At 64.1% G+C, this 19892-nt stretch carries 19 protein-coding genes; 12 read left to right on the top strand and 7 right to left on the bottom strand.

The genetic code is table 11. From position 1 onward, the window contains the following. Positions 1-16: 16 nt before the first annotated feature. Together AB6B38_RS12030 and AB6B38_RS12025 are read left to right on the top strand one after the other, a co-directional pair. Positions 17-670 (top strand): hydrolase, encoded by a 654-nt coding sequence (locus tag AB6B38_RS12030; RefSeq protein ID WP_371393096.1) that lies wholly within the window; start codon positions 17-19, stop codon positions 668-670. 14 nt (positions 671-684) lie between these two features. After that, entirely contained in the window at positions 685-1536 is an 852-nt protein-coding gene (locus tag AB6B38_RS12025; protein WP_371393095.1) for an SDR family NAD(P)-dependent oxidoreductase, read from the top strand. A gap of 20 nt (positions 1537-1556) precedes the next feature. On the opposite strand, the gene AB6B38_RS12020 is transcribed toward AB6B38_RS12025, so the two are convergent. From AB6B38_RS12020 to AB6B38_RS12000, 5 genes are all read right to left on the bottom strand, one after another. Further along, on the bottom strand, positions 1557-2177 hold the full coding sequence (locus AB6B38_RS12020) for a glutathione S-transferase family protein (protein WP_371393094.1): 621 nt from the start codon (positions 2175-2177) through the stop codon (positions 1557-1559). 70 nt (positions 2178-2247) lie between these two features. Then, positions 2248-2649: a RidA family protein gene (locus tag AB6B38_RS12015; RefSeq protein ID WP_371393093.1), complete on the bottom strand. Its 402-nt coding sequence runs from the start codon at positions 2647-2649 to the stop codon at positions 2248-2250. Positions 2650-2784: 135 nt separating this feature from the next. Next, positions 2785-3618: an alpha/beta fold hydrolase gene (locus AB6B38_RS12010; protein WP_371393092.1), complete on the bottom strand. Its 834-nt coding sequence runs from the start codon at positions 3616-3618 to the stop codon at positions 2785-2787. Between the two features lie 81 nt (positions 3619-3699). After that, complete coding sequence (locus tag AB6B38_RS12005; protein WP_371393091.1) at positions 3700-4959, bottom strand: DUF5996 family protein; 1260 nt, start codon at positions 4957-4959, stop codon at positions 3700-3702. A 56-nt stretch (positions 4960-5015) separates the two neighbouring features. Further along, complete coding sequence (locus AB6B38_RS12000) at positions 5016-5951, bottom strand: pirin family protein (RefSeq protein ID WP_371393090.1); 936 nt, start codon at positions 5949-5951, stop codon at positions 5016-5018. A gap of 304 nt (positions 5952-6255) precedes the next feature. Between AB6B38_RS12000 and AB6B38_RS11995 the strand changes: the two genes are divergently transcribed. From AB6B38_RS11995 to AB6B38_RS11975, 5 genes are all read left to right on the top strand, one after another. Continuing rightward, positions 6256-7911, top strand: a complete 1656-nt coding sequence (locus tag AB6B38_RS11995) for an acetolactate synthase large subunit (RefSeq protein WP_371393089.1) — start codon at positions 6256-6258, stop codon at positions 7909-7911. A gap of 33 nt (positions 7912-7944) precedes the next feature. After that, positions 7945-9327 (top strand): aldehyde dehydrogenase family protein, encoded by a 1383-nt coding sequence (locus AB6B38_RS11990; protein ID WP_371393088.1) that lies wholly within the window; start codon positions 7945-7947, stop codon positions 9325-9327. Between the two features lie 133 nt (positions 9328-9460). After that, positions 9461-9775 carry a DUF6481 family protein gene (locus AB6B38_RS11985; protein ID WP_371393087.1) on the top strand — a complete coding sequence of 105 codons (315 nt, stop codon included), beginning with the start codon at positions 9461-9463 and terminating at the stop codon, positions 9773-9775. Further along, on the top strand, positions 9772-10443 hold the full coding sequence (locus AB6B38_RS11980) for a spermidine synthase (RefSeq protein ID WP_371393086.1): 672 nt from the start codon (positions 9772-9774) through the stop codon (positions 10441-10443). Before AB6B38_RS11985 ends, AB6B38_RS11980 begins: the two co-directional genes overlap by 4 nt. A gap of 160 nt (positions 10444-10603) precedes the next feature. Next, positions 10604-12769 carry an AGE family epimerase/isomerase gene (locus AB6B38_RS11975; protein WP_371393085.1) on the top strand — a complete coding sequence of 722 codons (2166 nt, stop codon included), beginning with the start codon at positions 10604-10606 and terminating at the stop codon, positions 12767-12769. On the opposite strand, the gene AB6B38_RS11970 is transcribed toward AB6B38_RS11975, so the two are convergent. Continuing rightward, complete coding sequence (locus tag AB6B38_RS11970) at positions 12766-14070, bottom strand: UDP-glucose/GDP-mannose dehydrogenase family protein (protein WP_371393084.1); 1305 nt, start codon at positions 14068-14070, stop codon at positions 12766-12768. The genes AB6B38_RS11975 and AB6B38_RS11970 overlap by 4 nt on opposite strands. Positions 14071-14367: 297 nt before the next feature. On the opposite strand from AB6B38_RS11970, the gene AB6B38_RS11965 reads away from it, so the two are divergent. The 5 genes from AB6B38_RS11965 to AB6B38_RS11945 all read left to right on the top strand — a co-directional run bounded on the left by AB6B38_RS11965 (position 14368) and on the right by AB6B38_RS11945 (position 19078). Then, positions 14368-14607 carry a hypothetical protein gene (locus AB6B38_RS11965; RefSeq protein ID WP_371393083.1) on the top strand — a complete coding sequence of 80 codons (240 nt, stop codon included), beginning with the start codon at positions 14368-14370 and terminating at the stop codon, positions 14605-14607. A gap of 69 nt (positions 14608-14676) precedes the next feature. Further along, positions 14677-15585, top strand: coding sequence for an alpha/beta hydrolase (locus AB6B38_RS11960; RefSeq protein ID WP_371393082.1), 909 nt, complete (start codon positions 14677-14679; stop codon positions 15583-15585). Further along, positions 15585-17033 (top strand): protein adenylyltransferase SelO family protein, encoded by a 1449-nt coding sequence (locus AB6B38_RS11955; protein ID WP_371393081.1) that lies wholly within the window; start codon positions 15585-15587, stop codon positions 17031-17033. The genes AB6B38_RS11960 and AB6B38_RS11955 overlap by 1 nt, the downstream gene beginning before the upstream one ends. After that, positions 17030-17815: a peptidoglycan editing factor PgeF gene (gene pgeF / locus AB6B38_RS11950; RefSeq protein WP_371393080.1), complete on the top strand. Its 786-nt coding sequence runs from the start codon at positions 17030-17032 to the stop codon at positions 17813-17815. The genes AB6B38_RS11955 and pgeF overlap by 4 nt, the downstream gene beginning before the upstream one ends. Before the next feature lie 129 nt (positions 17816-17944). Continuing rightward, positions 17945-19078 carry an MBL fold metallo-hydrolase gene (locus AB6B38_RS11945; RefSeq protein ID WP_371393079.1) on the top strand — a complete coding sequence of 378 codons (1134 nt, stop codon included), beginning with the start codon at positions 17945-17947 and terminating at the stop codon, positions 19076-19078. A 3-nt stretch (positions 19079-19081) separates the two neighbouring features. Here AB6B38_RS11945 and xth read toward each other — a convergent pair whose 3' ends face one another. Then, complete coding sequence (xth, locus tag AB6B38_RS11940) at positions 19082-19891, bottom strand: exodeoxyribonuclease III (RefSeq protein WP_371393078.1); 810 nt, start codon at positions 19889-19891, stop codon at positions 19082-19084. Position 19892 lies beyond the last annotated feature (1 nt).

The raw sequence follows: 19892 nt of genomic DNA, 5'->3' as shown, positions 1-19892 counted from the left end.
AGCAAAGGATATTGTCATGACTTTCAGAAACGGACTTTCTTCACTTCTCCGCCCGGAAGATTCAGTGCTGGTGATGATAGACCACCAGCCCTACCAGCTCGCCAACCTGAACAGCCACGATCCGCACATGGTGGTGAACAATGCCGCAGGGCTGGCGAAGGCCGCCAAGGTCTTCGGCGTACCGGTGATCCTGACCAGCGTCGTTGAAGATCGCGGCGGGCGCATCTTTCCCCAGATCACGGACGTGTTTCCCGGCCAGACAGTGATTGACCGCACCTTCATCAACACCTGGGAGGACCCCAAGGTTGTCGATGCGGTCAAGGCGACCGGGCGCAAGCAACTGGTCATCGCAGGGCTGTGGACCGAAATCTGCGTTGCGATGCCCGCGATCCAGGCGGCAGGCGAAGGCTGGGACGTGACGGTCATCACCGACGCGTCCGGTGGTATTTCGGTCGAGGGCCATCAGGTGGCCATCCAGCGCATGATCGCAGCGGGCATCAACATGATGACCTGGGTGGCGCTGGCCTCGGAGTGGCAGCGCGACTGGGCGCGGGCTGAAACCGCTGGTGGGCTCGTCGATGTGGTGATCGAGCACCTTGCCGGGAGCGGCATCGCCTTTCTGTGGGAGCAACAGCTGCTCAACACGCCGGTGCCTGACGCCGCCAGCTAGTGAGCAGGCACCAGATGAAACCGGCCTCTTCGCGCCCGGGCCGCTCCGGCGTCGTCACGGGCGCCGGGGCAGGGCTCGGGCGCGAGATCGCGCTCGGGCTTGCCTCGCGGGGCTATATCATTTTCGGGACGGCCGCGTCCCTGGAAGAGGCGCAGGAGCTCAAGGAAGCTTCCGCCGGGCGCGTCAGCCTGATGGTCTGCGACAGGACCAGCGCCGTTGCTGTGGACGCCTGGGCCTGCGGCGTGGCCGACGCGCTCGGCCCGGCAGGTCTGGATCTCCTTGTAAGCACTGCGGGCGAGTACGCGCGCGGACCGGTAGAGGCGCTGGCGCAGGACGCCCTCCGTCGGGTTTTCGAGATGAATGTCTTCGGGGCGCTGGCAGTAATTAACGCCTATCTGCCAGCCCTGCGCAGCGCGCGCGGCCGCATCGTGCAGATAACTGGCTGGGCCGGGCGCGTGCCGCTTGCCTTCGACGGGCCATCAGGCGCGTCGGGAGCGGCCATCGAAGCGTTTTCAGCCCTGTACCGCACCGAGCTGAAACCGTTCGGCATTGACGTCACCCTCGTCCGGCTCGGCGCATTGAAAAATGACGAGAGGATTTCGCCGGATAGTGCGGCCCTGCCCCGGCAGTATCGCAAGCTCTATGGCAAGGCTTTTCGTACCGCGTCCGGACGGCTTGAGGCCATACAGGCGGCCGGCATGGATGCGGCCAGCGCAGCGGCGCGCATTATCGACATCGCGCATGGGGATGCCCCGGCGAGCAGGGTGGCGGTGGGCACAGATGCCGAGCGCATGATGCTGGCCGCTTGCGACATGACCGAGGCGGAGCTGGATTCCTACCTGCTTGAGATTATTGGCCTGAGCTGAAGCCACGGGCGCCATGAAAGCTACTTGCCCGCCTCTCTGGCGAGAATCCTCTGCACGGCGGGGTCAGCAGCCAGCCCGTCATGGAGCGCCTGCACGTTTGCGTAGGGCTCAAGCCCACCGGGCAGCATCTTTTGCGCCCAGCGGATCATCGGAAACGCGTAAGCGTCGATCACCGAGCGGCCGCCATCCAGCATGTGCTCGCGCCCGTCGAGGTGAGTGTTCAGTATGTCGAACTGCTTGGCGACCAGCTTGTGCCCTGCCTCGACAACCGCGCGCCGCGCCTCCTTGCCCTCATCGGCCGTGTAGCGGAAGGGCATGAAGACCGGCCAGAAGGCGGCATGAACATCCGACGTCAGAAAAGCCGACCAGCGATGCGCCTCGGCCCTGGCGCGCAGGCTGTCGCCACCGGAAAGCCCGGCCTCCGGGTGCTTGTTTGCCAGATAGTCAAGGATCGCGCCAGCCTGCGTGAGAAGCCAGCCATCATCCTCGCGGAGCGTCGGCACGGCGCCGGCAGGGTTCACCGCCAGCAATTCTTCAGATCCGTGCTTGACCCTGACGGCCTCATAAGGCGCGCCGATCCATTCCAGAACGATATGGGGTGCCAGCGAGCATGCGCCGGGAGCGTAGTAGAGCGTGGGCATTTCATGGTCCTTTGTGCTGGGCGATGTCCCAGGGCGACGCTGGGACGCATAGGCTATTCAGGGGGGCAGGTCAGTCTGGCAGGCGAACGGTCATTTCCAGCTCGACCTGAAACTCTGGTGCGGCGAGGGCAGCCACTCCATATCCGGTGAGGCTGGGACGAGCGCCGTCGAAGAGTTCCAGCAGCGAAGGCATGAGCTGTTCAAGCCGTTCGGGCGTAAGGTCCGCGACGAGGCAGCGCGCAATGACGATATCCTTCGCGCTGGCGCCAAGCGCCTCCAGCGCCGCCCGCGCATTCCGGGCAACGATCTTCATCTGGTCTGCAAGGCTGGCCGGAACCGGCGCACCGTCCGGCGGCACCGCGACCTGTCCTGAAATGTATGCCATGCGGCCAGGTTCGACGACCGAGATCTGGGAGTATCCGATCTCTTCCGTGTTCGGCAGCTCCGGCGGGTTGATCCGAGCGATCTTCATGGGAGTTTCTCTCCTGCTGTAATGCTGGCGAAGGGTGCGGGGGATGATTGCCGGCTACGATGCAACATCCCCCAAGCCTCTGGTCATTCGGCTGGCAAAGACCGGCCCTCCGGCGTGACCAGGATGTCCGCTTCGTCAGGCCGGGCGGGCAAACGCGAGCATGTCTGCGTTGATGATGTCCGGGTGCGTGGCGAACGGGGCGTGCGACAGACCCGGATAGGTCTTCAGCGTGCCATGCTTGAGAAGCTTGATCGCCTTGTGGGCGGAGTTCGCGATCGGCACGATCTGATCGTCCTCGCCATGTATCAGCAGGACGGGAAGATTGATGGCCTTCAGGTCTTCGGTGAAGTCGGTCTCGGAGAAGACGGCGATACAGTCATAGTGGGCCTTTGCACCGCCCGCCATGCCCTGACGCCACCAATTGTCGATCATGCCCTGGCTGACCGTCGCGCCTTCACGGTTGAAGCCGAAGAAGGGGCCGCTGGGTATGTCGAGGAAGAACTGGGCGCGGTTTGCCGCCAGTGCGGAGCGCATACCGTCAAACACCTCCATCGGAACACCGTCAGGGTTCGATGCCGACTGCACCATGACGGGAGGAATCGCGCCGATCAGGATGGCCTTGGCGACGCGTCCGGCCTTGGCGCGGGCCACATAGCGCGCGACCTCGCCCCCGCCGGTCGAGTGTCCGATATGGATCGCATCGCGCAGATCCAGCGCCTCGGTGATCGCCGCGACATCGGCGGCATAGGTGTCCATATCGTTACCCGTGTCGGTCTGGTCAGAGCGGCCATGTCCGCGCCGGTCGTGCGCGATGACCCGGTAGCCCTCAGACAGGAAGAACAGCATCTGGTTGTCCCAGTCATCGGCGCTCAGAGGCCAGCCATGATGGAACATGACAGGCTGGGCGTCTTTGGGTCCCCAGTCCTTGTAGAAGAGCTGCGTGCCGTCGGATGTCGTGATGCTAGCCATGATAGTATTTCCTTTTGTTGATACTTAACAACTGCTTGGGGCTATCAGGCGCACACCGCGCCGGTTATCGCAGAGCGCCCCTCATGTCTGCGGTTTGCGGATCACGTCCTGCCATTCCGGGTGGCGGTCTATCTGTGCCTTGGCGAACGGGCAGAGGGGGACGATAGTGACCCCGTCCCGGCGGGCATCTTCGACGGCCTGGCGCACCAGCCGTTCGCCGACCTTGCGGCCGCGCAACGTGTCTGGAACATGGGTGTGATCGATGATGATCATGCCGTCGCCGGCCCGGCTGTAGGTCATTTCGGCCTCATGGCCGTCAATGACCAGAAGGTAGCGGCCCTTTGCCGGGCCATCCTCGCGCTCGACCTTTTCGTCTCCGATGGCGGGCGCGGCTGTCACCACCGCCGCATCGGGGGCGCGGACCTTGCGCGGTTCTCCATGGTCACATTCCAGCAGGTCGCGGTCCCACCCGCCCAGTTCCGCCGCCGCCTCGTAGGTGGAGACGAGGAAGGCCATCAGAGCCTTTTCCGGATCGGGGGCTGAACGCACGGCGTCATAGGGAAGGACGAATTCGGACAGGTCTTCGTGCCAGAAGGCCGCTTCGGGCTGGACGGCCGCGGCGCGGTAATTGCCGGGCGACGGATAGGCATAGGCGTAGAAGGCCGGGTAATCGATGCCATTGCCGCCCGGCCAGAAACCGGCTGACGAGACTTCGCGGTCATAGGCTTCCTGCGCCACGTCATCGGGCAGCGCCGGAATCCCGGCGGGATGAAGCGGCGCGCGGCGTCCCGAAAACCGGGTCACGGCGAGGTCGAGAGCACCCCAGAACAGGTGAACGGGGCTGGATTTTCCAAGAAAAGAGGTGCGGAACCGGTTGAAGACCTTGTCAATCGAGATCAGTGCCTTGTGGAAGTTGCGCACGGCCTCCCGGTCATAGGGACGGTCGCGGTCATCCTCGGCAAAGGGAACCGGGAATGGCACCTCGTTCGGGCTGCCATGGAAGGCCGGGTTACCGCCGAGCTCGGAGACCAGTTTCACGAAGCGGGCATGGAAGGCCGCGACGGTGGATGGCTCCAGATCAAATGATCGCTCACGGCCTTCCCCGCATGTGCCGACGACCTTGTGATTGAGAAAGTCGAACAGGATTTCAATGCCCGGCCCGTCAGGGATGGGCGAGGATGCCAGCCCTCTCGGCGTAACGTAGAAGGTCGCGTTCCAGGAATGGTTGACCCAGGGCGTGTGCGCCAGCCGGTATTTGCCCACGATCTGCAGATAGAGATGAAGCGCTGAACAGGTCTCACGCCAGCTGAGATAATCGATTTGGGGCCAGTTGCTGTTCATGTCTCTTGTTCTCCATTCGGTTTGAGTCCGGCGGGCGGCCCCGTGGGCAGTGCGGATCAGTCGGGCAGGCGGATATGCTCGTCCCGGTCATCGACCGGCAGGTCGAAGCGTCCTTGCCCCCAGTTCTCCGCGCGCCATTCAGTTTTGGCTTCCTCGATGCGTTCACGGCTGGAGGCGACGAAATTCCACCAGATGAAGCGCGGCGTGCTGAATGTCGCGCCGCCAAGGATCATCAGACGCGCGCCGCGCTCTCCGGCGGCAACCGTGATCGGGTCGCCGGGGCGGAAGACCATCATTTGCGCGGCGCCGAATTCCTGGCCGGCGACCGATATCGAGCCTTCAACGATGTAGATGCCGCGGTCCTCATGATTGTCGGGCATGGGCAGGCGGCTTCCCGGCTCTAGCTTCACATCGGCGTAGAATGTCTCGGAAAACATGACCGCAGGCGCAGCCTTGCCGTAGGCGTTTCCGAGAATGAGGCGGACCGATACGCCGTGATCCTCGATCACGGGCAGGGTCTCCTTGCCGAAATGTTCAAAGCTCGGGTCCACGTCCTCATGGCTGTCAGGCAGGGCCAGCCAGGTCTGTATGCCGAAAAGGCTGTTGGGCCCTTTGCGTGCCTCTGCCGAGGTGCGCTCGGAATGGGTGATGCCGCGCCCGGCAACCATCCAGTTGAGCGCGCCGGGGCTGATGATCTGATCGGCACCCGTGCTGTCGCGGTGATGGAAATCGCCCTTGAACAGATAGGTGACGGTGCCAAGGCCAATATGCGGATGCGGGCGTACATCGACGCCGTGTCCGGTCAGCAATTCTGCCGGTCCGGCCTGATCGAAGAAGATGAACGGCCCGACCATCTGCCGCTTCGATGCTGGCAGGGCGCGCCGGACCTCGAAATCACCGAGATCACGGGTGCGCGGGATGATGAGGGTCTCAATGGCGTCACTGCCGGCATCGTCAGGACAACCGGGCTCGATTGCAGGGTTCCAACTCATGGCTTCAACCTCGGACAGACTGCCGGATGTGGCTGGTCCAAAGTCGTATCGTCCCGCCTGCGCTCCAGCTAGACCTGCAATTTGCTTATCTGTGTCGCGTAAACTGGAACCCCCCGGACCGGCCTGTCAGGGCAGGAATGGCCAGTTCAGAGCGTTAGAGACCCGGCCAAGCGTTCCGCGTTACGCGACAGAGCCGGCCGGGATGTGGCTCTTCCGCGCGCGCTCAGGGAGTGGCACAACCACGGGGCGGCTCGTGTCTGATGGCCGTGCCGTGTTGAAGAAGCCAGTTCGGGGAGTTCATGCAATGGCGAAAGGGTCGGACCTGTTGGTGGCCGCGCTCGAGAATGAGGGCGTGGACCGGATATTCGGCGTACCCGGCGAGGAAAATCTCGACCTTCTGGAATCCTTGCGAACCTCGCGCATAGAGCTGATCCTGACCCGGCACGAGCAGGCGGCGGCGTTCATGGCGGCGACCCATGGACGGCTGACTGGCAGGCCGGGCGTCTGCCTTGCCACGCTTGGCCCCGGAGCGCTGAATTTTTCAACCGGCGCGGCCTATGCCCATCTCGGTGCCATGCCGATGATCCTCATCACGGGGCAGAAGCCGGTGATGAGCGCCAGGCAGGCCCGCTTCCAGATCGTTGATATTGTCGCCTCGATGAAGCCGCTGACCAAGATGTCCCGCCAAATCGTCAGTGCGGCGGCCATCCCGGCAACCGTGCGCGATGCCTTCCGCATCGCGATGGAGGAACGGCCCGGACCGGTTCACCTCGAACTGCCCGAAGATGTCGCGTCGGAGGATGCTCTCGGCGCGTCCGTAATTCCTGTCCATGAGGTGGCACGCGCGATTGCAGGCCCGTCAGCGCTGGACAAGGCCGCTGAGATGATACTGGCTGCCAGACATCCGCTGGTGATGATTGGCGCGGCGGGCAACCGGCCATCCCTCGTTGAGCCGTTATCGCAATTCGTCCGCCGTACGGGGCTCGCCTTCTTCAATACGCAGATGGGCAAGGGCGCCGTCACCGGCGGCTCCGATCTTTACCTCGGGACAGCCGCTCTCTCGGAAGGGGATTATGTCCATGAGGCCGTCGAGCACGCTGACCTGATCATTGCCATCGGCCATGACACGGTGGAGAAGCCGCCCTTCCTGATGGAGAGCGCTGGCGGGCCGAAAGTCATTCATGTCGGCTACCATTCGGCGAGTGTGGAACAGGTCTACCACCCCGATTTCGAACTGATCGGCGATATCGGGGCGTCTGTCGAAGCGCTCGCAGAGCGGCTGGATAGCCGTCTGCCGCCGGATCAGGCCATGCTGAAGCTGCGCCAGAAAATCCTCGCCCGCCTCAATGACCGCGCAGAGGAAGACCGCTTTCCGGCCACGCCGCAGCGCATCGTGCATGATGTGCGCAAGGTGATGCCGGAGGACGGCATCGTGTGCCTCGATAATGGCATGTACAAGATCTGGTTCGCCCGCAATTACCGCACGCACGTTGCCAATACGCTGCTGCTCGACAACGCGCTTGCCACGATGGGCGCGGGCCTGCCCTCGGCCATGATGGCTGCGATGCTCTACCCGGGCAGGCGGGTGCTCGCGGTCTGCGGGGATGGCGGTTTCATGATGAATTCGCAGGAGATGGAAACGGCGGTGCGGCTGGGGCTGAACCTTGTCGTGATGATCCTCAATGACAGCGCCTATGGCATGATCCGCTGGAAGCAGGCCGTTGATGGATTCCCCGATTTCGGCATGAGCTTCGCCAATCCGGACTTTGTGCGCTACGCGCAAGCCTACGGAGCCAAAGGATCGCGGGTGACGTCCGTGGAGGAGCTGGTGCCAACGCTGGAGGCCGCCTTCACCGGTGGCGGTGTCCATCTGGTCGATGTGCCGATCGATTATTCGGAAAATACGCGGGTGCTGGTGGACGAATTGCGTAACCGCTCACCGGATGTGGATTTTGCCTGAACCGATGACCGTGGACGGGATGAGGGTTTGAACATGCTGAAAGTCGTACAGGCTTATGACCGCGCCCTGATCGCGCAAATCGAAACAGACGACACGGGCGCGCTGGAGCGCAAACTCGAAGCGGCTGTGCGCGTGTTCGCGGACCGGACTGGCTGGCGCCAGCCCCATGAGCGCGTGGCAATCCTGCGCAGGCTGGCTGGCCTGATGGAGGCCAAGCGCGACCATCTCGCCATGCAGATCGCGCGAGAGGGCGGAAAGCCTCTGCCTGACGCCATTGTCGAAACGACGCGTGCCATTGACGGGGTCCATAATGCAGCAGACGAGCTGCGAAACCTTGCAGGCCGGGAAATTCCGATGGGCCTGTCAGCGGCCTCTGAAGGCCGCTGGGCGTTCACGACAAAAGAGCCTGTCGGGGTCGTTGCCGCCATCTCGGCATTCAACCACCCGCTCAATCTGATCGTCCATCAGGTCGCGCCCGCCATCGCGGCCGGCTGCCCGGTCATCGTCAAACCGGCGATCACGACGCCGCTCTCCTGCCTCGATTTCGTGGCGATGGCGCACGAGGCCGGGCTGCCCGAACCCTGGTGCCAGACCTTCATCACGGACGACAATCAGCTGGCGGAAAAGCTCGCGACCGATCCGCGCATCGCGTTTTTGAGCTTTATCGGATCAGCGAAAGTCGGCTGGGCGCTGCGCTCGAAAGCGGCTCCGGGGACGCGCGTGGCGCTGGAGCATGGCGGCGCAGCGCCTGCCATTGTCGACCGAAGCGCGGACCTTGCGAAGATCATCGAGCCTATCGTCAAGGGCGGCTTCTACCATGCCGGGCAGGTCTGCGTGTCGACACAGCGGATTTTCGTCCACGCAGACATTGCCGAGGACTTCACGCAGAGACTGGTCGCGCGTGTGGAAAGCTTGCGCACGGCAGACCCGGTTCTGAGCGACACCGAGGTCGGCCCGCTCATCCTGCCGCGTGAAGCCGAGCGCGTATCGGAATGGACGCGCGAGGCGGTAAGCGGAGGCGCAAGGCTTGCCACCGGCGGCGACCGCCTGTCGGAAACGACCTTGCGGCCTGCCGTGCTGCTCGATCCGGCACCGGATGCGAAAATATCGACGCAGGAAGTATTCGGGCCGGTGGTCGCGGTCTACCGCTATGACCACCTGAACGAGGCGATAGCGCGGGCAAACAGCCTGCCGACCGCCTTCCAGGCAAGCATTTTCGCGCAGGACATCGATGTGGCGATGCACGCCGCCAATCATCTCGACGCCTCGGCGGTGATGATCAACGATCCGACCGCCTTCCGCACCGACTGGATGCCCTTCGCAGGCCGCAGACAGTCCGGCTACGGCACGGGCGGCATCCCCTTCACCTTGCGCGATATGACGCACGAGAAAATGATCCTGGTGCGCAAGGGGTGATGTCCCAGCGGCCTGCGCCGCTTGCAGGGCAGGTAGGCGGTTCTGCTAGAGGATGGAGAAGCGCCGCGCGGATAGGGGTATAGGCTGCGCTCTCCGGCGATAAAAATGCTCGCCGCAACACAGTGGAAAGATGATGGCAGGGTTCAAATCCCCCGATTTCAATGAGCGCGCAGCGGCGGCACGCGCCGCCAGACAGGCAGCGGTCGAGCAATTGCGCAACAGGCCGGCGCCCGATCCGGCCGTCATGGCCGAACGCAAGGCGGCGCAGGCTGCCCGCGAGGAGCGCCGTGCTGCCAGAAAGGCCGAGGCGGCTGCGGCCAGATTGGCCAGGGCAGAGGCCACCAAGGCGCAAGCAGCGGCAGAAGCCGAAGCAGCACAGCGGACCGAAGCTGAACTGAAGGCCGCGCGTGATGCGCGCTATGCGGCTCGTAAAGCCCGGCAAAAATGAAACCGCGCGAGCTGATTGGCGAGGCTGAAGTTCCCGGCGGCCCGCCGCTGCGGCTGGTCCGGCACGACAATGCCTTCATCATCATGCTGGATCGCAACGAGCTGATGAGCAGCCGTATGAGCGGCTCTGAAAAGGCGCTCGCCACACTCACATGCCAGAGGCTGGGCGCACGCCCCGCGCCCCGGCTGCTGATTGGCGGGTACGGGATGGGCTTTACCTCGCGCGCGGCACTGGCGGAGCTCGGGCGTGATGCCCGGATTGTCGTTGCAGAGCTGGTTCCCGGGATCATCGACTGGGCGCGCGGCCCCATGCAGGCGATGACTGAAGGCTGTCTTGATGACCCCCGCGTCGATCTGCGCATTGGCGATGTCGGCGCGGAGATCGCGGCGGGCAGGCAGAGCTATGACGCGATCCTGCTGGACGTTGATAACGGCCCCGATGGCCTGACGCGGCCCGCCAATGATGGCCTTTACAGCATGCAGGGGCTTGCCCGCGCCCACGCGGCGCTAAAGCCCGGCGGGGTGCTCGCCGTGTGGTCTGCAAGCCCTGACCGGGCCTTTACCCAGAGGCTGAAACAGGCGGGCTTCCGTGTCGACGAAGTGAGGGTGCGTGCCCGTGAAAACGGCAAGGGTCCGATGCACACGATCTGGTTTGCCGCCGCGCCTTAAGCGCTCTTTCACCGGTTTTGCCATCAATGTGAGCACCACGCGCCGGTGACCTGGCGCAAACTGGCCATGTCCGGGCGAAGCGGGCTATGGGCAAAGACCTCCCAGAGAGGCACCGGCACCTATGTCTGGCCGGGAGGGGAGAAGAGGGGCAGGACCGCTAATGAGTGCGCACGCGATTACGCCTTTCATCCTGTGCGGCGGGGCGGGAACCCGGCTCTGGCCCCTGTCAGACGCGCTGCGTCCCAAACCCTTTCTCAGCCTGCCTTCGGGACGCACCATGCTGGCCGAGACGGCGTTGCGGCTGGAGGGGGAGACGCGCAGCGATCTGCGCTTTTCGTCCCTGACCGCCATCGGTTCGGCGCGCCATGGCGCCTTGCTGCGTGCGCATCTGCCTGCAGCCGATCTGGTGCTGGAGCCGGTGGCGCGCGATTCCGCTCCCGCCGTCGCGCTGGCCGCCCTGCTGGCCGAGCCTGATGCGCTGGTGTTGATACTGCCCGCAGACCATCACATCGCCCGGCCTGAACGCTTCCTCGATGCCATCGCCAGCGGGGCGGAGGCCGCCGCGGACGGGCGTATCGTCGTTTTCGGCATCACGCCTGACCACCCGGCAACCGGCTATGGCTATATCCGTGCCCGCGAAGCAGGGGCGGTGCGCAAGGTGGAAGCCTTTGTCGAGAAACCTGACCTCGCCACCGCCAGAGACTATCTCGCCTCGGGCGAGTATTTCTGGAATGCGGGCATATTCCTGTTCCGGGCGGATGTGATGCTGGGCGAGCTGGAGCGCGAGGCGCCGTCTGTGCTGTCGGCAGCGCGCGAGGCACTGGCGGGCGCGACGACCGATACGGCCATTGACGCGCGCATCGTTGCGCGCGCGGCATTTGCCGCTGCGCCCGCCATCAGCATTGACTATGCCGTGATGGAAAAGACGGCGCTGGCCAGCCTGGTGCCGGCCGATATGGGCTGGAGCGATGTCGGCGATTATGCCGCGCTGAGCGCCCTGTCAGACGCCGACAAGGACGGCAACGCCGTGCACGGCCCGGCCGTTATGCAGGACGTGACAGGCAGCTACATACGCAGCGAAGGTCCGGTCATCGCGGTGAAGGGCGTGGAGGGGCTTGCCATCGCCGCCACCCGCGATGCGGTCATCGTAACCCGTCTTGACGAGGCGGCCGGCATCAAGCCGCTGGTCAGTGCCGCACAGACCATTACCGACCTCTCAGGCGAGGCCGCAGGCTGGGCGCGCAACTGGCTGTTTGACGCCTGCCTGCCCTTGTGGGCGCGCAGCGCCTGGGATGCCGGCAAGGGCGGATTTGTTGAAAGCCTGACCCTGGAGGGCGCGCCCCAGCCAGAGCGGGAGCGGCGCATGCGGGTCATCCCGCGCCAGATATTCGCCTTCTCACAGGCCGCCCTACTGGGCTGGGACAAGGGCGAGGCACGCCGGATCGCCATGCTAGGCTTGGAATATCTTGATGGCCCGGCCCGCGCATCCCAAGGCGGATGGGTGCACCGTCTGGACCGGGATGGCACGCCTCTGGACCCAAGACGCGGGCTTTATGACCATGCCTTCGTCATCCTCGCCGGTGCATCCGCCTTTCAGGCTTTTGGCGAGACGCGGGCGCTGGAGCTGGCGCTGGAAGCGCTTGATTTCATGACAAGCCGCATGTCGGACAGTTCCGGCGAAGGGTTTTACGACCCTGAAATGGCACCCGATGTGCGCGCCGCGAACCCGCACATGCACTTGCTGGAAGCGTGTCTGGCGCTAGAGGCTGCCAGTGGCTCTGCCGATGCGCTGGACTGTGCGCGCCTTTGCGTGGACCGCTTTGAAGACAGCTTCTTCCATCCGGCCAGCGGGGCGGTGATCGAGTATCTGCACGCAGACTGGTCAAGGGGCAGCGGCCCGTGGCGCACCGAAGCGGGCCATTGCCATGAATGGGCCTGGCTGCTGGCCGAGTACGAGGCGCGAACCGGCCACGACCTTATCAGCTGGCGGCGGCGGCTGATCGGTTTTGCCGACACCAAGGGCCGCGATCGCGAAAGCGGCTTTGTCCATAACAGCGTGGACACGACGGGCGGGATAATCGATGCGAACCGGCGTCTATGGCCGCAGCTGGAGATGCTGCGCGCGCGCCTGCGTCACCCTGAAACGGCTGCGCCGGGCGAGGCAGAACGCCTGCTCGAAAGCTTGCGCGCGACCTATCTGGCCGATGCCTGTCAGGGCGGCTGGATGGACGCCTATGACCGCGACGGAGCGCCGCTGGCCAAGGATATCCCCGCCAGCATGCTCTATCACATAATGACGGCTATCGGGCCGCTGGCCGCCCGCTAGGGCCGGCCCACGCTGGTATAGATGAGACCGGCTTCCTTCATCTCTGCCGGATCGTAGATATTGCGCAGGTCCACCACGATGGGTGATTTCAGCGCGGCCTTGAGCCGGTCGACATCCAGCGCGCGGAACTCGTTCCACTCGGTGATGATGACCACGGCGTCAGCACCTTCCAGCGCCAGATAGGGGCCGGTCGTGTACTCGACGTCTTTGAGAAGCTTCTCCGCTTCCTCGATCCCGGCCGGGTCATAGGCGCGCACGCGCGCACCCTTTGCCTGAAGCGCGGGGATAATGTCGAGGCTCGGCGCCTCACGCATATCGTCGGTATTGGGCTTGAAGGTCAGGCCCAGCACCGCGATCGTCTTGCCCGATACGTCCCCGCCGCAGGCAGCGATCACCTTGTCAGCCATCGCCCGCTTGCGGGCATCATTGACCCGCACGGTCGCTTCCACCAGCTGTAAGGGCGTGTCTGCCTCCTGCGCGGTGCGCACCAGAGCCAGCGTGTCCTTGGGGAAGCAGGAACCGCCATAGCCCGGACCTGCATGGAGGAATTTCGCGCCGATACGGCCATCAAGGCCGATACCCCTGGAGACTTCCTGCACGTTCGCGCCCACCGACTCGCACAGATCGGCCATCTCGTTGATGAAGGTGATCTTCATGGCGAGGAAGGCATTGGCCGCATACTTGATGAGCTCAGACGTGCGCCGCGAGGTGAAGACAATCGGCGTTTCGTTGAGGAAAAGAGGCCGGTAGAGCTCGCGCATCACATCGCGCGCACGGGCGTTTTCGGTACCCACAACCACCCTGTCAGGGCGCTTGAAGTCGTCAATCGCCGCGCCCTCGCGCAGAAACTCAGGGTTGGATACGACGGCAAAATCCCCGTCGGGGCGCACCTTGCGGATCAGCGCCTCAACCTCGTCGCCGGTACCCACCGGCACGGTCGACTTGTTCACCACCACGGTGAAGCCGTCCATGACCTGACCAATTTCTTCGGCGGCGGCGTACACATAGGTGAGGTCTGCATGACCATCGCCGCGGCGCGACGGCGTACCAACGGCAATGAAGACAACGTCGGCGGCACGCACGGCCTCGGTCAGGTCGGTGGCAAAGTCGAGGCGGCCCTCGCGCACATTGCGCTGAACCAGCTGGTCAAGGCCCGGCTCATAGATCGGCACCCCGCCAGATCGCAAAAGCGCAATCTTTTCCTCATTCTTGTCGATGCAGGTCACCTGATGGCCGAAATCGGCAAAACAGGCTCCAGAGACCAGGCCGACATAGCCTGTACCGATCATTGCCACACGCATGGAAAAGGCGCTCCGTCATATCTGCAGATTTTGACCTGCGTAATGCCTGCAATATGCCTGACAGGCAAGGAACAACACCCGAAACAGGTCTCCAATGGCTGTTAAAGCCACGCACCAGCACGCGGCGGCGAAGTGTACCCGGCAAGAATGGCCGATAGGCGCGCAGGCAGTAGCAGACAGCTTGGATCAACCTGACCGATATCACATTATTTCAAGATGTTAGCTGGTGTTCCGGCGTGGCCCGTCCCTTGCGTTGTGGCCAGGACTTGCCGCCTGCCAGACCTGGAGACCAGCCCGTTGCAATCGATAGCCGCCACCCGCCGTTCGCGCATTACGCCTGCTGATATCCGCCAGATCGCCTTCACACTTGTGGATCGCCATGGGGCGCGGGCGCTCGGCTATGCGTGTGAGGCCATTGCGGAAATGGAGGACAAGGGGGAGGCAGAAAGCGCGGCCGCCTGGCGCGCGCTGAAAAGCGAGATCGAGGATGCTCTTTCGGGGCGCATCGCGCCAGCAGGTCCGATCCGGCTTCATTAGGCAGCCTCCGGCCCCGCGCGCTTTTGACACTTGCCATTCAGGGCGTGCAGGCCGAACTATGTCTGTTGCATGCTGACCCCGGAAAAAGCCTTCGCGGACCTTGCCGCCCATTTCACGCCGGAGCGCACCGCGCCGGGCATGCGTGAGGCGCTGCGCCGCATGATCCCCATCACCGAGCTGGACCCGCCGGGCGTCGAGGCCATTGAGGACCTGACCCTGCCCGGCCCGTCCGAGCCGATACCTGTACGGGTCTGGCGGCCATTTGATGCGGCGGAAAATGGCGCCGGGTTGGTCTATTATCATGGCGGCGGGTTCGTGGTCGGGGATATCGATACCCATGCCGCGCTGTGCCAGCGCCTCGCCGCGGCTTCAGGCGTCAGGGTGGTGTCGGTTGATTACCGCAAGGCGCCAGAGCACGCCTTCCCGGCCGCCGTGAACGACGCGCTGGCCGCATTCGATGCGGTGCACGAGGGCGCATTGGCCCATCACGGGTTTGCGCCCGGACGGCTGGCTGTGGGCGGCGATTCAGCGGGCGGGAATCTGGCCGCGGTCATCGCGCAGCACCGGCGCGGCAAGGTGGCATTTCAGCTCCTTTTCTATCCGCTGCTGCAGCTCGTGGAAATCAAGCGCGCCCGCCAGCCCTGGCAGGAGGGCCCGCTCTTGTCTCGCGAGGTGCTCAAGCGCGTCCAGGAAAGCTATCTGCGCAGCCTTGATGATGTGCGCGATGTACGCGTCTCGCCGCTGCTGGCGGATGATCTCAAAGGCGTTGCTCCGGCCTTCATACTGGCGGCAGAGCTTGATCCGCTGGTGAATGAAGGGGCAGCCTATGCCGACCGGCTGGCCGCCTCCGGCGTGCCGGTGGAAAGGGTGGTGTTCAACACCGTGCCGCACGGATTTCTCAACATGACGCGTATCCTGCCTCAGGCGACGGAAGCGATTGTGAGGGCGGCAAGGGCGCTCGCCAAAGGTCTGGCCTGATGGCCGCACGCTACCAGCCCGATCCGCGCTTTTCCGCGCTGGGCGGTGAGTTTGCCGATCCGGTGGAGCCCGCCAGTTTCCCTGCAGGCATTGAACGCTGGTGGAATGCGCGCTGGGCCGAAGCTGTGGGGCTGGGCGATCTGGATGCGGCGCCGCGCGGTGCCCATTTCCACCGGTTCGAGCCTCTGCCCGGCAATCAGGAAACCCCGCTGGCGCTGCGCTATCACGGCCATCAGTTCCGCACCTATAACCCACAGATCGGGGATGGGCGGGGCTTTCTTTTCGCGCAATTGCGGGACGGCGAAGACCGGCTTCTCGATCTCGGCACCAAGGGATCGGGCCAGACGCCGTTTTCACGCACGGGCGATGGCCGTCTGACCCTTAAAGGCGCGGTGCGCGAGCTGCTGGCCGCTGAAATGCTCGAAGCGCGCGGTGTCTACACATCCAAGACGTTCGCCATTTTCGAGACGGGTGAAGAACTGCATCGGGGCGATGAGCCAAGCCCTACACGCTCTGCGGTGATGACACGGCTCTCCCATTCCCATGTGCGCATCGGCATGTTTCAGCGCCATGCGTATTTCAACCGCCCGGACCTGATTGAAACGCTGATGGATTACGCCATCGAGCATTTCCATCCCGGCGCGGCAGGCGGCGATACGCCCGCGCGTGCAGCGGCGTTTCTCGAACACACCACCGCCGCGCTTGCCCGGCTGGCCGCGCAATGGATGGCGGCAGGGTTTGTCCATGGCGTGCTGAATACCGACAATCTGGTGGTGACGGGCGAGAGCTTTGATTACGGGCCGTGGCGCTTCCTGCCCTGGTTCGAGCCGGGCTTCACGGCAGCCTATTTCGATGAGGGCGGGCTTTATGCCTATGGCCGCCAGCCGGAATCCGTCCTGTGGGCGCTGGAGCAGCTGGCTGGCGCGCTGAGCCTGATCGGCGAGGAAGACAGCCTCATCAAGGCGCTGATGACTTTCCCGGACCAGTACCGCGCCGCGCTCTACGAGACCTGGCACCAGCGGCTTGGCTTAGCGCCGCTTGGCGGCGAGGCGGACGGGGCCTTCCTCACATCCCTGCTGCGCTTCATGCATGAGAGCCAGCTGCCCTTTGAAGGCGTGGTTTTCGACTGGTTTGGCGGCATGGCCTCGAAGGACCGCGCTTTCGCTGGCCCACGCGGGCAACACTATCGCTCTCAAGGGTTCCAAGTAGCACTTGAAGGGTTTGGCGCGCGCGAAACCGTGCGCCCTGAGCGCCTGACCCACCGCTATTTTGCGCAGGCAGATCCAACGGACATGGTGTTCGAGACGACGGAGGCGGCCTGGGCGCCGATTGCAGCCGATGATGACTGGTCCGCGCTGCATGCCCTGCTGGGCCGGGTCGCCGACGCCCGCGAAGCCTATGATCTGGGGCGCGACCGCAGCGGATTCCTTGGCGGGGCGGCACCATGAGCCGGCTGGAGTTCCTCTTCGCAGACAGTCTGGGCGAGGGCATTGTCCATGCCTTCACCACGCGTACGGGCGGGGTTAGCGAAGGCCCGTTTGATAGCCTCAATCTCAGCTGGTCGCGCGGCGACAATAAGGACCATGTCGCACAGAACCGGGCGCGGGTGGCCCGCGCGCTGGGCGTTACCCGGCTGGTCTTTGCCAATCAGGTGCATGGCGACACGGTATTGAAGGCCGATGGGCCGCCTGAAGGCTGGTCGGTGGGTGAGGGCGATGCCCTGATAACCAGCCAGAGCGGCTTTGCGCTATGTACGCAGGTTGCCGACTGCGTGCCGGTGCTGCTGCACGACCCGGTCAATCATGCCGTTGGTGCCATCCATTCGGGCTGGCGCAGCACGGTGAAGAATATCACCGCGCGCACGATCGCGGCGATGGGTGCGGCCTATGGCAGCCGGTCGGAAGACTTGCGCGCTGCTATTGGTCCGGCGATCTCGAAGGCAAACTACCGCGTCGGACCGGAGGTTCTGGACGCCTTCAGGGGGCTGTTTGGCGCGCTCGACGAGCGCCTTGCCGGGGCAATGGATGCCGAGGGCGGGGCGGGGCTGGATGTAGCCGAGGCGGTTCACCGCCAGCTTCTGTCAGCCGGTGTGGCGCAAGACCATATCAGCCGCATCCGCGCCTGTACCTTTGCTGATGAGGAGCGCTTTTTCTCGTCGCGACGGGCCGCGCGCGACGGCCATGCCGGCCAGTTCGGCGGCCAGTGCGGGATCATCGCGCTGAGAGGGTGAGGCCGGGCACTGCGGACAATTGCGCGCTGGCCGCGCCATTACCACTCGATGACCATAACTTAACATGCCTGCCGGGCGGACGGTGACTAGGCTGGGTTTTCCAGTCCATCACAGAAAAGTTCCCCTGACATGATTATCCCTATAGCGCTGGCAGCATCGCTCGCCCTGTCGTCGGCATTCGCCCTGACTGAAGCTGCCCCTGCTCCACCACCAGCGCCCGATTTCAGCGCCGAGCGCGATCCGTTCGAGCTGGACTGGACAAGCCCGGCGCCGGGCATCTGGACCGGAGTGCGGCCGCAGTCGGCGCGCCTGCCTGTAACCGGCACCAGCGTGGTTGTGATCGGCGAGACCGGCGTTCTGGTCTTCGATGGCGGGGGCACGCCCCAGCAGGCCGAGCGTGTAGCGGAGAAAATCCGTAGCGAAACGGACCTTCCCGTTACCCATATCGCCATCAGCCACTGGCACGGGGATCATCATCTGGGCATCGCCCCGCTGCGCGCGGCATGGCCGGACGCTGTTACCGTCAGTCACAGCTTCACCCGCGCCGTCATGGACAGCACGCTGATGGATTCAGCACGCAATCCGGAAGCCACGCCGCCGGGCGCATTTCAGGCGCAACTGGAAGGCGCGCTCGCCAATCCGGACCTTGCTGCACACAACCGGGCCTGGCTGGAACAGGCGCTGGTCTGGGCAGAGCTGATCGAGGATCAGGTGCGGATTTCGCAGATACCGCAGATTGATGTGGTGTTCGAGGAGAGCCTGGAGATCGATCTGGGCGGACGGGCCGTACGGCTTGTTCACTTCGGCCCCGGCAATACCAAGGGAGACATCATGCTGCACGTGCCGGATGCACGTTTCATCGCCGCCGGCGACGCTGTGGTCCATCCCACCCCCTACGGCTTTTTCAGCTACCCGGAGAGCTGGGCGCAGGCGCTGCGCCAGTTGCGTCAGATGGATGTTGACCTGATCGTGCCTGGCCATGGCGATATGATGACAGACTGGGCCTATGTCGATCTTCTGATCGAGACCTTGCAGTCCATCGCGGACCAGACCGAGGCGCTGGTGGCCGATGGCCATGATCTTGACGGCGTGCGCGAGCATTTCGACTGGAGCGCGCTGGAGCCGCGCTTTACCGGCGGGGACCCGTTTTGGGCAGGCCGGTTCGATGTCTGGTTCAAACGCCCGATCCTGGAAGCCGCATGGCGCCTTGCCACCGGCCTCGACAATGAGGAACTCATTCCACACGAGCACGGAGTGGACTAGGGCCTACCCCAGCTTCAGCGTTACCGGCACATGGTCTGAGGGTTTTTCCCAGTCGCGGGCTTCATCCCAGATGGTAAAGCCCTCGCGGCCATGGGTAGTGGCCGCGGCCTGCAAAGAGGGCGAGACCCAGATATGGTCGAGCCGGCGGCCGCGATTGGATTTGCGCCAGTCGCGATTGCGATAGCTCCACCAGGTGTAGATCTTCTCCGGCTCGGCAATCAGCTCGCGCGCGACATCGAGATAGCCGGCTCTGGTGCGCGCGAGCTCCAGCCCTTCGGTCTCTACCGGCGTGTGCGAGATGACCTTCAAGAGCTGCTTGTGCGACCAGACATCATGCTCGCGCGGGGCGATGTTGAGATCACCCACCAGCACCACATCGCCGCCCGCCTTGCCACGCTTTTCCAGGTACGCGCCAAAGCGATCGAGAAAATCGAGCTTGTGGGCAAAGCGCGGATTGATCTCCACATCGGGTTCGTCGCCGCCAGCGGGGATGTAGTAATTCTGAAACTCCACACCCTCGATGCGCACGACATGGTGGCGCGCCTCGCCCTTGGGACAGACCGAACAGTCTTCGAGCACGTCTATTGGGCTACGCGAGACGGTGGCCACGCCGTGCATGCCCTTCTGACCGGTCACGTGGAAATACGGATAGCCCATATCCTTGAAGGCTTTGGCCGGAAACTGATCCTCCATGCACTTGATTTCCTGCAGGCAGATCACATCCGGTTTTGCCATATCGGCAAAGCGCGCGACCTGATCGATGCGCAGGCGGACCGAGTTGATATTCCAGGTGGCAAGGGTCAGGGCGGCCATC

Origin of the sequence: Glycocaulis abyssi (genome assembly GCF_041429775.1) — a bacterium.
GTDB classification, from domain to species: domain Bacteria; phylum Pseudomonadota; class Alphaproteobacteria; order Caulobacterales; family Maricaulaceae; genus Glycocaulis; species Glycocaulis abyssi.
The sequence above is the reverse complement of the archived record's forward strand: the minus strand, read 5'-3'. Positions and strand labels throughout refer to the sequence as shown.

Coding starts and splice junctions, on each gene's coding strand:
- AB6B38_RS12010 (WP_371393092.1), bottom strand. CDS start 3,618: ATGGCTAGCATCACGACATCCGACGGCACGCAGCTCTTCTACAAGGAC.
- AB6B38_RS12000 (WP_371393090.1), bottom strand. CDS start 5,951: ATGAGTTGGAACCCTGCAATCGAGCCCGGTTGTCCTGACGATGCCGGC.
- AB6B38_RS12020 (WP_371393094.1), bottom strand. CDS start 2,177: ATGCCCACGCTCTACTACGCTCCCGGCGCATGCTCGCTGGCACCCCAT.
- AB6B38_RS11995 (WP_371393089.1), top strand. CDS start 6,256: ATGGCGAAAGGGTCGGACCTGTTGGTGGCCGCGCTCGAGAATGAGGGC.
- AB6B38_RS12005 (WP_371393091.1), bottom strand. CDS start 4,959: ATGAACAGCAACTGGCCCCAAATCGATTATCTCAGCTGGCGTGAGACC.
- AB6B38_RS12030 (WP_371393096.1), top strand. CDS start 17: ATGACTTTCAGAAACGGACTTTCTTCACTTCTCCGCCCGGAAGATTCA.
- AB6B38_RS12015 (WP_371393093.1), bottom strand. CDS start 2,649: ATGAAGATCGCTCGGATCAACCCGCCGGAGCTGCCGAACACGGAAGAG.
- AB6B38_RS11960 (WP_371393082.1), top strand. CDS start 14,677: ATGCTGACCCCGGAAAAAGCCTTCGCGGACCTTGCCGCCCATTTCACG.
- AB6B38_RS11990 (WP_371393088.1), top strand. CDS start 7,945: ATGCTGAAAGTCGTACAGGCTTATGACCGCGCCCTGATCGCGCAAATC.
- AB6B38_RS11975 (WP_371393085.1), top strand. CDS start 10,604: ATGAGTGCGCACGCGATTACGCCTTTCATCCTGTGCGGCGGGGCGGGA.
- xth (WP_371393078.1), bottom strand. CDS start 19,891: ATGGCCGCCCTGACCCTTGCCACCTGGAATATCAACTCGGTCCGCCTG.
- AB6B38_RS11955 (WP_371393081.1), top strand. CDS start 15,585: ATGGCCGCACGCTACCAGCCCGATCCGCGCTTTTCCGCGCTGGGCGGT.
- pgeF (WP_371393080.1), top strand. CDS start 17,030: ATGAGCCGGCTGGAGTTCCTCTTCGCAGACAGTCTGGGCGAGGGCATT.
- AB6B38_RS11945 (WP_371393079.1), top strand. CDS start 17,945: ATGATTATCCCTATAGCGCTGGCAGCATCGCTCGCCCTGTCGTCGGCA.
- AB6B38_RS12025 (WP_371393095.1), top strand. CDS start 685: ATGAAACCGGCCTCTTCGCGCCCGGGCCGCTCCGGCGTCGTCACGGGC.
- AB6B38_RS11980 (WP_371393086.1), top strand. CDS start 9,772: ATGAAACCGCGCGAGCTGATTGGCGAGGCTGAAGTTCCCGGCGGCCCG.
- AB6B38_RS11985 (WP_371393087.1), top strand. CDS start 9,461: ATGGCAGGGTTCAAATCCCCCGATTTCAATGAGCGCGCAGCGGCGGCA.
- AB6B38_RS11970 (WP_371393084.1), bottom strand. CDS start 14,070: ATGCGTGTGGCAATGATCGGTACAGGCTATGTCGGCCTGGTCTCTGGA.